This window comes from Microbacterium sp. ISL-103 (genome assembly GCF_018613995.1).
GTDB lineage: Bacteria > Actinomycetota > Actinomycetes > Actinomycetales > Microbacteriaceae > Microbacterium.
In genome coordinates, this window is record NZ_JAGGPD010000377.1 from 1 (window position 1) to 13139 (window position 13139).

At 70.7% G+C, this 13139-nt stretch carries 11 protein-coding genes; 4 read left to right on the plus strand and 7 right to left on the minus strand.

The features are described 5' to 3' along the window. From J7E68_RS13705 to J7E68_RS13715, 3 genes are all read left to right on the plus strand, one after another. The coding region (locus J7E68_RS13705) for an FGGY-family carbohydrate kinase (RefSeq protein WP_215173458.1) at positions 1-1127 on the plus strand (1127 nt) is incomplete at its 5' end. Between the two features lie 48 nt (positions 1128-1175). Then, positions 1176-2699 carry an L-arabinose isomerase gene (gene araA / locus J7E68_RS13710; protein ID WP_215173460.1) on the plus strand — a complete coding sequence of 508 codons (1524 nt, stop codon included), beginning with the start codon at positions 1176-1178 and terminating at the stop codon, positions 2697-2699. Next, complete coding sequence (locus J7E68_RS13715; protein WP_215173462.1) at positions 2699-3658, plus strand: aldose 1-epimerase family protein; 960 nt, start codon at positions 2699-2701, stop codon at positions 3656-3658. The genes araA and J7E68_RS13715 overlap by 1 nt, the downstream gene beginning before the upstream one ends. Positions 3659-3787: 129 nt before the next feature. Here the strand turns inward: J7E68_RS13715 and J7E68_RS13720 are convergent, their stop codons facing one another. Then, a complete protein-coding gene (locus J7E68_RS13720) occupies positions 3788-4375 on the minus strand; it encodes an antibiotic biosynthesis monooxygenase (RefSeq protein ID WP_215173464.1) in 588 nt (195 codons plus the stop codon). Positions 4376-4576: 201 nt separating this feature from the next. Here J7E68_RS13720 and J7E68_RS13725 point away from each other — a divergent pair, with 201 nt between their 5' ends. Beyond that, a complete protein-coding gene (locus J7E68_RS13725) occupies positions 4577-5761 on the plus strand; it encodes a thiolase family protein (protein ID WP_215173466.1) in 1185 nt (394 codons plus the stop codon). Between the two features lie 330 nt (positions 5762-6091). Here the strand turns inward: J7E68_RS13725 and J7E68_RS13730 are convergent, their stop codons facing one another. The 6 genes from J7E68_RS13730 to J7E68_RS13755 all read right to left on the minus strand — a co-directional run. Continuing rightward, positions 6092-7057, minus strand: coding sequence for an aldo/keto reductase (locus J7E68_RS13730; protein ID WP_215173469.1), 966 nt, complete (start codon positions 7055-7057; stop codon positions 6092-6094). Continuing rightward, positions 7057-9144, minus strand: a complete 2088-nt coding sequence (locus J7E68_RS13735) for a beta-galactosidase (RefSeq protein ID WP_215173471.1) — start codon at positions 9142-9144, stop codon at positions 7057-7059. The genes J7E68_RS13730 and J7E68_RS13735 overlap by 1 nt, the downstream gene beginning before the upstream one ends. A gap of 55 nt (positions 9145-9199) precedes the next feature. Further along, entirely contained in the window at positions 9200-10201 is a 1002-nt protein-coding gene (locus J7E68_RS13740; RefSeq protein ID WP_215173473.1) for a LacI family DNA-binding transcriptional regulator, read from the minus strand. Continuing rightward, positions 10194-11348, minus strand: a complete 1155-nt coding sequence (locus tag J7E68_RS13745) for a ThuA domain-containing protein (protein WP_215173475.1) — start codon at positions 11346-11348, stop codon at positions 10194-10196. Before J7E68_RS13745 ends, J7E68_RS13740 begins: the two co-directional genes overlap by 8 nt. After that, positions 11341-12306 carry an aldo/keto reductase gene (locus J7E68_RS13750; protein ID WP_215173477.1) on the minus strand — a complete coding sequence of 322 codons (966 nt, stop codon included), beginning with the start codon at positions 12304-12306 and terminating at the stop codon, positions 11341-11343. The genes J7E68_RS13745 and J7E68_RS13750 overlap by 8 nt, the downstream gene beginning before the upstream one ends. Beyond that, a partial coding sequence (locus J7E68_RS13755; RefSeq protein ID WP_215173479.1) for an ABC transporter permease occupies positions 12303-13139 on the minus strand: 837 nt, incomplete at its 5' end. The genes J7E68_RS13750 and J7E68_RS13755, both read right to left, overlap by 4 nt.

Sequence of the window (13139 nt, forward strand, 5' to 3'; positions counted from 1 at the left end):
CCGAGGCGCACGTGCCGCAGCTCGACTTCGTCACCACCCTCGCGGGCTACGTGCACACGCGCCTGACCGGCGAGCGCGTCCTCGGCGTCGGCGACGCCTCCGGCATGTTCCCGATCGACTCGGCCACCGGAGACTACGACGCGCGGATGCTGCAGGCCTACGACGCCCTCGCCGCCGACCGCCTCCCCACGACCGCCGAGGGCCTGCTCCCCCAGGTCCTTCCCGCGGGTGCCGCCGCCGGAACGCCCACCGAGGCGGGCGCAGCCCTGNNCACGCTGAAGCCGGGCATCCCGCTCTGCCCGCCCGAGGGCGACGCCGGCACCGGCATGGTCGCGACGAACTCGGTGTCGCCGCGCACGGGCAACGTCTCGGCCGGCACCAGCATCTTCGCGATGGTCGTGCTCGAGCATCCGCTGGCCGAGGTGCATCACGAGCTCGACCTCGTGACGACCCCCGCGGGCGACGCCGTGGCGATGGTGCACTGCAACAACGGCGCGAGCGAGCTGGCCGCCTGGGCCGGTCTCTTCACGCGCTTCGCCGCCGCCGCGGGCCAGCCCCTGAGCGACGATGCCGTCTTCGACACGCTCTTCCGCGAGGCTCTCGACGGCGAGGCGGATGCCGGTGGCCTGCTCGCCTACAACCACCTCGCGGGCGAGCCGATCGCGGGTCTCACCGAGGGGCGCCCGCTGTTCGTGCGCACCCCCGACAGCGCCTTCACGCTGGCGAACTTCATGCGCTCGCAGCTCTACGGCGTCTTCGGCACGCTCGCCCTGGGCATGCAGGTGCTCGCCGCCGAGGGCGTCGAACTCGACCGCATGTTCGCGCACGGAGGCATGTTCCGCACCGCCGGGGTCGCGCAGCGCTTCCTCGCCGGAGCCCTCGGTGCTCCGGTCGCGGTGGGCGAACTCGCCTCCGAAGGCGGGGCGTGGGGAATCGCCGTACTCGCGTCGTACCTCGCGCACGCCGAGTCGGCGTCGCTGGGGGAGTACCTCGAGCGTGACGTCTTCGCCTCGGCATCGCTCGCGGTCGCCGACCCCGACCCCGCCGATGTCGCCGGCTTCACCGCGTACCTCGACCGCTACCGCGCGGGCCTCGCCGTCGAAGCGGCCGCGACCACCGCTCTCTGAACCATCCCGCTGACTTCTCCCGCTGACCGGAACACCGAAGGACCCCTGATGACCCGCACTCCGCTCACCACCTCGCTCGACGGCTACGAGGTCTGGTTCCTCACCGGCAGCCAGCACCTCTACGGCCCCGAGACCCTCGCGCAGGTCGCCGAGCAGTCGCAGCAGATCGCCCGCATCCTCGACGAGGCCGGCGAGGTTCCGGTGAAGATCGTCTGGAAGCCGGTGCTCACGGATGCCGCGGCCATCAAGCGCACCGCGCTCGAGGCGAACGCCGACGGCAGGGTCATCGGCCTGATCGCCTGGATGCACACGTTCAGCCCCGCCAAGATGTGGATCGCCGGTCTCGACGCGCTGCAGAAGCCGCTCGCGCACCTGCACACGCAGGCGAACGTCGAGCTGCCGTGGGCCGACATCGACTTCGACTTCATGAACCTGAACCAGGCGGCGCACGGCGACCGCGAGTTCGGCTACATCCAGACGCGCCTCGGCGTGCCCCGCAAGACCGTCGTCGGCCACGCGAGCGACCCTCGGGTGCGCCAGGAGATCGCGACCTGGCAGCGGGCGGCCGCCGGCCTCGCGGCATCCCGTTCTCTCAAGCTCGCCCGCTTCGGCGACAACATGCGCTTCGTCGCCGTCACCGAGGGCGACAAGACCGAGGCCGAGCTGCGCTTCGGCGTGCAGGTCAACACGTGGGGCGTGAACGACCTGGCGGATGCTGTCGCCGCGGCATCCGACTCCGAGATCGACGCCCTCGTGGCCGAGTACGAAGAGCTGTACGAGGTCGTGCCCGAACTGCGCCGCGGAGGCGAGCGCCACCAATCGCTGCGTGACGGAGCCGCGATCGAGATCGGTCTGCGCACGTTCCTCGAGGAGGGCGGCTTCGGCGCCTTCACCACCTCGTTCGAAGACCTCGGTGCGCTGACGCAGCTGCCGGGTCTCGCGGTGCAGCGTCTGATGGCCGAAGGATACGGCTTCGGCGCCGAGGGCGACTGGAAGACGGCGATCCTCGTGCGCGTCGCCAACGTGATGGGCGCGGGGCTGCCCGGTGGGGCGAGCCTCATGGAGGACTACACCTACGACATGACGCCCGGTGACGAGCTGATCCTCGGGGCGCACATGCGCGAGGTCTCGCCGTCGCTCACGACCGCCAAGCCCACTCTCGAGATCCACCCGCTCGGCATCGGCGGCAAGGACGACCCGGTGCGCCTGGTGTTCACCGCCGACCCCGGTCCTGCGATCGTCGTGGCCCTCAGCGACATGCGCGACCGGTTCCGCCTCACCGCGAACGTCGTCGAGAACGTGCCGCCGCGTCAGTCGCTGCCGAAGCTCCCGGTCGGCCGCGCCGTCTGGAAGCCCCAGCCCGACTTCAACACCTCGGCCGCCGCCTGGCTCACCGCGGGTGCCGCGCACCACACGGTCATGTCGACGGCCGTCGGGCTCGAGGCCTTCCGCGACTTCGCCGAGATGGCCGAGGTCGAGCTGCTCGTGATCGACGATGCGACGACGCTCCCCGAGTTCCAGAAGCAGGTGCGCTGGAACCAGGCCTACTACCGACTCGCACAGGGGCTGTGATGACGCAGGATTCTGCGGCCACCGTGGATCTCGCGACCGCGGCGCGTCCGCGCTCGGGTCGTCAGCTGCGCATCTCCGGTCACGGCTATGAAGCCGTGATCGCGAGTGTCGGCGCCTCGCTGCGCGTGCTGTCGTTCGAGGGGCGCGATCTGGTCGTGCCGTTCGACGCCGACGAGGTGCGCCCCGGATACCGCGGCACCACCCTCGCGCCGTGGCCCAACCGCATCGTCGACGGTCGTTACACGTTCGGTGGCGCCGAGCATCAGCTGGCCCTCACCGAGCCCGCTCGCGGCCAGGCGCTGCACGGCCTGCTCGCGTGGGCCGAGTTCGAGGATCGTCTCGTGCTCGACGACCGCGTCGTGCTCGCGGCCGTCATCGAGCCGCAGGCCGGATACCCGTTCCGCGTCGAGGTCGAGACCGAGTACCGCATCGACGCCGACGGACTGCATCAGACCGTCACGGCGCACAACCTCGGGGCGGATGCTGCGCCCTGGGGCACCGGACCGCATCCCTATCTCGTCGCCGGCCCCGGCGGCCGGGTCGATGACTGGACGCTCACCCTGCCGGCATCCGAGGTGCTCACCGTCACCGACGACCGGCTGAGCCCGGTGGCTGTCGAGGGTGTGGCCGAGCATCCGCAGTGGGACTTCCGCGCTGCGCGCCCGATCGCCGACGTCTTCATCGACCACGCCTTCACGGGCCTCGCCCGCGAGGGCGGAGTCGCCGAGGTGCGGGTGGTGACGGATGCCGGCACCGGCGTCGCGATGACGTTCGACGAGCGCTGCCCGTGGGTGCAGGTGCACACGGCCGACAACCCCGAGATCGACGCGATCCACCGCATCGGCCTGGCGGTCGAGCCCATGACCTGCCCGCCCGATGCCTTCAACTCGCGAACCGACCTCGTCGTGCTCGAACCGGGAGCTGCGCACTCGGCATCCTGGAGTATCTCCGCGGTCTGAGGCCTCGGCCTGCGGCCTGTGGCGAGACCGTTCCGGTCGCACTTCGTGCCGCCGGTACGACGCAGGCGCGGCACGAACTGCGACCGGAGTGCCGTCTCCGCCGCCGCAGCGCCCGCCGCAGCGCCGGCGTCAGCGGTTGAGCCAGCCGCGCAGCGTGCGCGTGACCCAGGGCAGCACCCAGTACGTCATGATCGGCGTCAGCACGACCGTGGTCGCCAGCACCCGCAGCCAGATCGGCAGCTCGTTCCAGCCGGGAACCGGGCTCAGGGCGTAGGTGAAGGCGAGGTTCAACGGGAAGAATCCGAGCCAGATCGACACGGCCTGCTTCCACCGCGGGGGAGTGCTGACCATCGCGACCGTGGTCGTCGAGCCGTCGGCCCGGGGCAGAGTGATGGTGTCGGTGGTCGGCTCGTCGAACCAGCCCTCGATGCCGGTGCGGCGGCGCACACGCTCGCTGCGCACGAACTGCTCGCCGGTCGACTTCCACCACTCGCGCTCGCCGGACTGCTCCCAGGCCACGAGCGACTTCTCGTCGGAGAACCGATAGAGCATGTGCCAGACGTGCGAGTCCTCGCCGTCGCGCACCCAGCCGGATCCGAGGAACCCCGGATACCGATGGGCGAGGTTCACGCCGGTCTGCACCCAGGCGGTGGCGGCGGCCACGTGCTCGGGGTCGACCTCGCGGCGGATGGAGACGGTGATGGGTTCGCTGGACATGGTGCGGTCCTCGGAGAGAGCGGTCGGCCCGGGTCACGGGCGCCTCGACGGTGGGGGATGCGCCGGGGTGCGGGCGCATCAACGATTGTATTTCGGATGCCGGGGGTCGCCGCCGTGTTTCGCGACGCGCGAAGACGTCATCCGCAGCTTCGTGTCGCCGTCACCGCGACTCGCGTCGGCAGCGGGGCGAGAATAGGAGGCATGAGCACGCGCAGCGAAGCCGTCCTGATCGATGTCGTCCGCACCCCCGTCGGGCGCGGCAAGCCCGGCGGATCCCTGTCGGGCGTGCATCCGGTCGACCTGGCCGCCGGCGCGCTCGCCGCGATCCTCGAGCGCAGTGGCCTCGAGTCGCGGCAGATCGACGACGTGCTGCTGGGCTGCGTGAGCCAGGTGGGAGACCAGTCGTCGAACATCGCCCGGCAGGCCGTGCTCGCCGCCGGATTCGACGAGTCCGTCCCGGCCGCGACGATCGACCGGCAGTGCGGATCGAGCCAGCAGGCCGTGCACTTCGCCGCGCAGGGCATCATCGCCGGCGCATACGACGCGGTCATCGTCGGTGGCGTCGAATCGATGAGCCGGGTGCCGCTGGGGTCGTCCGCCACCGGTGGCTCGCCGATGTCACCCCGACTGCGTGAGCGCTACCCCGACGGTCTCGTCAACCAGGGCGTCTCGGCCGAGCTGATCGCGCAGCGCTGGGGCCTCGACCGCGCAGCCCTCGACGCCTACGCGGCCGAATCGCACCGCCGCGCCGCCGCCGCGTGGACCGAGGGATTCTTCGACCGCACGGTCATCCCGGTCGCTGAAGCCCCGGATGCCGTGACCGATGAGACCGTCCGCGCCGGCACGACGGCCGAGGGGCTGGCGGGGCTGAACCCGGCCTTCCGCACGGATGCCCTCGCCGCCCGGTTCCCCGATGTCGAGTGGCGCATCACCCCCGGGAACTCGTCGCCTCTGACCGATGGGGCATCCGCCGCGCTGCTGATGAGCGCCGAGCGCGCCGACGCGTTGGGTCTCACCCCTCGGGCGCGGTTCCACGCCTTCACGGTGGTCGGCGATGATCCGCTGATGATGCTCACGGGCCCGATTCCCGCGACGCGTCGCATCCTCGAGCGCGCCGGACTCTCGATCGACGACCTCGACGCGTACGAGGTCAACGAGGCCTTCGCGTCGGTGCCGCTCGCCTGGGCGGCCGAGGTCGGGGCGGATGCCGCCAAGCTCAACCCGCGCGGAGGGGCGATCGCCCTCGGACACGCCCTCGGCTCGTCGGGCACCCGTCTGCTCGGGACCCTCGTCGACCAGCTCGAAGCCGTCGACGGTCGCTTCGGCCTGCAGACCATGTGCGAGGGCGGCGGCATGGCGAACGCGACGATCGTCGAACGCCTGTAGCGCCCGGCATCCGGCATCCGGCATCCGGTGTCCGCCTGCCGAGTCCTTGTGCACCCCACGAGTCCGAATCTCGCTGAGTCTGACTCGTGACGCGTATTCGGACGTGCCGAGCGCCCGCGCGGGAACGCCCACAAGACAGAGAAGACCCCCGCCGACCCGATTCGGCGGGGGTCTTTCGCGGTGTGTCACCGCAACGGGAGCAGACGCTCACCGTGGTGCGCGGAAGACGTGACTACCCGATCCGGTCTGAGTCTGTGTCCGCGCATCTGCATTTGTAGTCGGTCGATGTGTACGAACGGTGAACGAGCGGCGAACACCGGTTCGAGACGGTTACCAGGCGTACGCCTCGGGAGCGGTGCCGCCGGGCCCGGGCCAGATGCGGTCGAGCTCGGCGAGCGTGTCGGCGTCGAGCACCACGTCGAGCGCCTCGACGGCAGAGTCGAGCTGGTCGAGCGTGCGCGGACCGATCACCGGGGCGGTCACCGCCGGCTGGTGCAGCAGCCAGGCGATCGCGACGACACCGGGGCGGATGCCGAGCTCGGCGCAGAACTCCTCGTAGCGTTCGATCGCCGGGCGCCGCGCACCGAGCGCGTCGAGGCTCGACCGCGAGCGATCGGTCTTCTGCAGGACGCCGCCGAGCTGCCCGCTGGCGAGAGGCGACCAGGGCAGCAGCCCCATGCCGTACTCGGCGGCGGCGGGCGCGACCTCGAGCTCGACGGTGCGCTCGGTGAGGTTGTACAGCGACTGCTCGGTGACGGGCGCGGGATAGCCGGATGCCGCGGCGATCTCGTGCACGCGGGCGATGTGCCACCCGGCGAAGTTCGAGCTGCCGAGGTAGACGATCTTGCCCTGCTCACGCAGCGTCGAGAAGGCGCTCAGCGTCTCATCGATCGGCACCTCACGGTCGATGTGGTGCATCTGGTACAGGTCGATCCGATCGGTGCCGAGGCGACGCAGCGAGGCATCCACCGACGCGCGGATGTGCACCGCCGACAGTCCGCGATCGTTCGACCCCGGGCCCATCACGCCGAAGACCTTGGTCGCGACGACCAGGTCGTCGCGGTTGCCGCGGTCTTTCATCCAGCGCCCGAGGATCTCCTCCGACTGTCCGGGGTGGTCGCCCCATCGTCCGCCGCCGTAGACGTCGGCGGTGTCGATGAAGTCGATGCCGGCCTCGACCGCGCGATCCAGGATGGCGCGCGAGGCCTCCTCGTCGATCACGGGGCCGAAGTTCATGGTTCCGAGTGCCAGGCGGCTCACTCGGGCGCCCGCGCGTCCGAGACGTGTGTACTGCATCAGCTGTTCTCCTTCCGCGAGTTCTGCGGTTCCTGCGGTTCCTGCGGTTCCTGCGGTTCCTGCGAAGCGCTCGTGTCGACGAACGCCCATCCGTACGCGCCGAGCTCGCGGCGAGCCTCGGTCGATCCCGTGAGCAGATCTGCACCCGGCACGTCGACCGAGAACGGCTCCGCACTGTGGTTGATGACGGTGAGGATGCTGCCGCGACGCGCGATCTCGATATGCTCGGGCAGCCCGTCGATCTCGGCGGTCACCCCGGCCTCGGCGGCCAGCCAGCGCAGCACCGCGGTCATGCCCGCGTCGTCCGGGATCGTCGCGAGGTAGTACCCGTGACCTGCGCCGAAGGCCTTGCGCGGGAACGCGGCCCGGCCCTCGGTGCGGCCCTCGGTGAAGCGGCCGAGCACCTCCGCATCCTGCACGAGCAGCTCCTCGGCGAAGTACTGTCCGACGATCCGGCCGGCGGGCCCGTCGAGCGGAGCCTCCGACTGGCCGGGGCCGTCCGGCACCGCGTGACTCGCGATCTCACCGGCCGAGTCGGCCGAGCGCACGGACTCGGGGGCAACGAGCGCACCGAAGTCCTCGAGGGCCACGCCGAGCGCGTCACGCAGCGAGACGATGAACCCGCCGTCGCGGAACGCGTCATCCTGGTCGACGACGTCGCTGAACGCCGAGACGAACAGGTTGCCGCCCTGGCCCACGTATGCGGTCAGGTTCGCCGCCCCCTCGTCGCTCAGCAAATACTGCTGCGGTGCGACGACGAGCGAGTACGCGCTCAGGTCGCTGGTCGTGTTGACGATGTCGACGGCGAGGTTCTGCCGGTGCAGCGCCGCGTGCCAGCGGTGCGAGAGGGTGAGGTAGTCGAGCACGATCGGGTGGTCGCGCCCGTCGATCGCCCACCAGTTCTCCCAGTCGAACACGAGGGCGATCTTCGCCCCCGAGCTGACATCCGGCAGGTCGGGAAGCTGGGCGAGCTGGCCGCCGAGTTCGACGACCTCGCGCCAGGTGCGCGTCTCGAGCCCTGCCTGCGGAACCATCGCCGAGTGGAACTTCTCACTGCCGCGGCGCGACTGGCGCCATTGGAAGAACATGATGCCGTCGGCGCCTCGCCCGACCGCCTGGGCGCTGATCGCCGCCATCTGGCCCGGTGCCTTCGGGGCGTTGGTCGGGCGCCAGTTCAGTGCGTTCGTCGACTGCTCGGTGAGGATCCACGGCGCGCCGGGCTTGAGGCCGCGCATGAGCTCGCGCGCGAACGCGGCCCCGCGGAACGACTCGGGGTCGTTGGGATCGGGGTAGTTGTCGTCGCTGATCACGTCGACCTCGGCCGCCCACTTCCAGTAGTCGGCCGGGGGGAACGCGCCCATGAAGTTCGTCGTGATCGGCTGGGTCGCCCCCGAGGCGCGGATGATGTCGCGCTCCATGACGTACAGCTCGAGCAGGGTGTCGGAGGTGAACCGCTTGAAGTCGAGCACGCTCGTCGGGTTGATGCTGTACGGCGCCTTGCGCGGCGGCACGATCTGGTCGAACGCGGTGTAGCGCTGCGACCAGAAGTCGGTGCCCCACGCGTGGTTGAGGGCGTCGATGGTGTCGTACTTGCGCTCGAGCCACAGACGGAAGGCGTCGCGCGCCGCGTCGGAGTAGTCGTAGTGCAGGTGGCATCCGTACTCGTTGTTGACGTGCCAGAGCACGACGGCCGGATGCTGCGCATAGCGCTCCGCCAGCGCCGTGACGAGCTCCGAGGCCAGGCGGCGGTAGACGGGAGACGCGGGAGAGTAGGCCTGTCGGCTGCCCGGCCAGAACGTCGAGCCGTCGGCATCCTGCGGCAGCATCTCGGGATACGCGGCGGAGGCCCACGGAGGCGGGGATGCGGTCGCGGTGGCGAGGTCGACCTGGATGCCGCCCTCGTGCAGCAGCCCGATGATCTCGTCGAGCCACTCCCAGTCGAACTCGCCCTCGGCCGGCTGGATGCGCGACCACGAGAAGATGCCGAGGCTCACGAGTGTGACACCCGCTTCACGCATGAGTCTGACGTCTTCGGGCCACACCTCTCGCGGCCACTGCTCGGGGTTGTAGTCGGCGCCGTAGTGCATGGGTCTCCTGGGTCGGTGGTCGATGACCGGGGTGGTCGTGGTGACCGGGTGAAGGTCAGAGGGTGCGGGTCGAGGCGCGCACGACGAGTTCGGGCACGAAGCGAGCTTCGATCGGGTCGTCGGACCCTGCGAGGTGGTGCATCAGCAGCTCGACCGCGCGGGCTCCCATCTCGCGAGCCGGCTGTCGCACCGAGGTGAGAGGAACGACGGCTGCGCCCGCGAACTCGATGTCGTCGTAGCCGACGAGCGAGATGTCTTCGGGCACGCGCAGGCCGCGTCCGACCAGGCCCTGCAGCAGTCCGAGGGCGAGGTGGTCGTTACCGGCGAAGATGCCGTCAGGGCGGTCGCCCGCCGGCAGATCGGCGATCTGCTCGCCGATCTCGCGACCGAGTCCGGTGTTCAGGGTGGTCGTCTCGATGAGCGTGGTGCGCACGCCCGCGGCATCCGCCACCTCGTGCAGCCCCGCGAGACGCTCGCGCATCTGCTCGCGCGACCTGGGTCCGCCGATGAAGGCCAGGTGGCGGCATCCGCCATCGAGCAGCGCCTGCGCCGCGATGCGCCCGCCGAGGCGGTTGTCGACCGAGACCGATGAGAACTCGCCGCGCGGATGCCGCTGATCGACGAGCACGACCGGCACTCCCCGGCGGCGGAAGCGCTCGAGATACTCCTCGTGATACTCGACCGGCGCGATGAGCACCCCGTCGACCCGCTGCCGCTCGAACAGGTCGAGGTAGCGCGATTCGCGCTCGGCCGAGTCGAAGCCGTTGCCGACGATCACCGAGTAGCCGGCGGTCAGCGCCTGCTCCTCCGCGCCGAAGGCGAGGTCGGCGAAGAACGGGTTGGTGATGTTGATCACCGAGAACCCGATGGCGTCGCTGCGGCCCGCCTTGAGCTGGCGGGCGGCGATGTTGGGCACGTAGCCGAGCTCGTCGACCGCCGCGGCCACACGGGCCGCCGAGGCCTCGGACACCAGCTCAGGTCGGTTGAGCGCGTTCGAGACGGTGCCGATCGAGACTCCCGCGCGTTCGGCGACGTCTCGCAGGCCGATGTCAGGCATGCTGCTCCTTCTGCGTCTCGGGCAGTGCCCTCAGGTCGTCGAGCAGCCGCACGCGATTGTCGAGCTTGGCGGACGCCGGGCCGTGCACCACGACGACGCGCCACGCGTCTCCGAGCAGCATCGCAGATCCGTCGCCCGAGCTCTGCCATTCGCCGGCCTCGGCGACGAGCACGATGCCGGCGTCGGCTGCTCGCAGCATCCGTCCGTCGATCTCGGCACCCGGCAGGTCGACACGCAGCCCGCGGGCAACGGGCGAGACCCGCCCCACCTCGCGGCCGTGGCTGTGCAGCGCGGCGCCGCCCGTGGGCAGGCGCTCGACGAGCAGATAGCCGGATGCCAGCAGCTCTCCGTCGTCGAAGCGATCGGTGAAGCGCGTCGAGGCGACGGCGGTGCCGCGGGGCGCCAGCGCGATGAGTTCGTAGTCGAGGGCTGCGGCCTCGAGGTCGGTTCGGGCATCTGCGCCCGGCGGCGGCGAGGGCGAGAGCGGGGGCCGTTCGGCCGGTTCGGCACCGAGCAGTTCGTCGACGAGAGCATGCACGAGAGCGCGCGTCCCCGCCGATCGGTAGGCCTCGGCTCCGTGGCCGAGCGCCGAGTACGCGACTGCGCCGTGCCCGGCCGTCCCCTGTCGCGCCCAGGCCAGAGGGTGGGTGAGCCCGTCGTCGGTATGGATCGCGCGCAGCGCGGACTCCGCGCCGATCTCGAGATGCGAATAGCGCTCGTCGTACACGCGGAACGGGGCGAGCGGCGCTGTCGGCTGCACCAGACTCCATCCGATCTGCGGATGCATCGTCACCCCGGGCACCCACCGCCCGCCCAGCAGCTCGGCCCAGCGCGGGTCGTCACGGAACGCGAGAGAAGAGGAGTGCACGGCGAGCAGCGGGATGCCCGAGGCCACGGCCTCGAGCAGCGGATCGAGCACCGCGCTCGCCGCCGCGGCATCGGTCGCGAGGTCGCCGCTGATGTTGACGACGATCAGTGCGGCATCCGTCAGCGCGGCGCCGCCCGCGACCTCGTCGGTGTCGATGCGGCGCACCGGCATCCGCTCTTCCAGCACGCTCGCGAGCGCCGTGCCGGTCGCGGCGAGACCGTGCCACGGATCGGCGTGCGCGCCGACCCCGGTGATGAGGAGGGCCGGGCGGTCAGTCATCGATCCAGGTCTCCTTCGACGGGCGCAGGGCCTCGAGCTCGTCCCAGAGGGCGTCGGGAACGACGGTCTCGGCCATGTCGACAGTCTGGTCGAGCTGCGCCGGGGTGACCAGTCCGCACACCGTCGAGTGGATGCGGGGATCGCGCAGCGAGCTCTGCAGGGCGGCCGTGATCAGAGGGATCCCATGGCGTTCGCAGGCCGCCCCCATCGCATCGATCGCCGCGAGCATCTCGGGCGCGGCGGGTGCGTAGTGGTAGCGGTCGGAGGTGCGCGGCCAGTTCGCCAGGATGCCTCCGCCGTAGATCGCCGCGTTGACCACGCCGATGTCGGCCGCGGCGGCGGCGTCGAGCAGGGCGTCGGCCGTGCGATCGACGAGGGTCGCCCGGTTGTGCGTGATCAGCACGTCGAAGACACCGGTCTCGACGAATCGCGTCAGCATCCGCGCCGGCCCTCCCGAGATGCCGATGAAGTCGGCATAGCCCTCGTCGCGCAGAGCCTGCAGAACCTCGATGGGGCCCCCCGGCGCCATCGCGGCCTCGAACCCGATGTGCTCGGGGTCGTGCAGGTGCAGGATCGGCACCCGATCGACGCCGAGCCGGTCGAGGCTCTCGTCGAGCGAGCGGCGCATGCGGTCGGGGTCGAACGAGTCGGTCTCGGGGTCGCGATCGAGCTTGGTCTGGATCACGAAGCCGTCGGGCACGCCGCCTGCTCGGCGCACGGCCAGGCCGATGCGGCGCTCGCTCTCGCCGTCGCCGTAGTTGTTCGAGGTGTCGATGAAGGTCACGGGGCTGTCGAAGGCGGCGAGGGTCAGCTGCACCGCATCCTCTTCCGGCACGGTGAGGCCGTGCACGGGTGAGGATACCCCCCAGGCCGCGGTGCCGATGCAGATCGGCGAGACCGCGAGACCGGTGCGGCCCAGGATCCGACTCTCGAGAGCGGTCTGCGGGTGCGCGCTCACTCGAACGCGTCCCCACCGCGGAAGCGGTCGACCAGCACGGCGGCCAGCAGGATCACCGCGACGATGAGGTCGAGGTAGTCCGGGTCGATGAAGCTCACGTTCAGGATGTTCGTGATGCCGGCGACGACGAGCAGACCGAGCAGCGCGCCGATCGGGTTGCCGACGCCGCCTCGCGTGATCGAGTAGCCGCCGATCATCAGCGCCGCGTAGATCTGGAACTCGAGTCCGGTGCCGAGGATGTTGGATGCCGAGCCGAGCTGCCCCACATAGAAGATGCCGCCGATCGCCGCGCCGACCGCGCTCACGATCAGCGCGACCGTGCGCACCCGGACGACCGAGATCCCTGCGCGCTGCGCGGCCCGGGGGTCGCCGCCGACGGCCTGGACCTTGCGGCCGATGCGCGTCTTCGAGACGACGCCCGCAGCGACCAGCGTGAGACCCACGCCCATGAGCAGCAGTGTCGGGATGCCGAAGGTGGTGCCCTGCGTGACGTCGTAGAGCGGCTCGATGAGGGTCGTGGGCGGGGCCTGCACGACGATCGCCTGGCACACTCCGCGCAGCAGCGTCAGCATGCCCAGCGTGACGGCGAGCGGCTCGGCGCCGAGGCCCACGATCACGAACGCGTTGATCGAGCCGACGACGACTCCGAGCAGAACCGTCACGCCCGCGGCCATCCACGGGTCGATGCCCGAGGCGACGAGCTGGTTGAAGGCCACGGCGCCGAAGCCGACCATCGAGCCGATCGACAGGTCCACGACGCCGGCGAGCAGGGCGAACGATGCGAGCACGCCCACGATGAGCGGGATCGCGACGGCCACGCCGACGATGCGCAC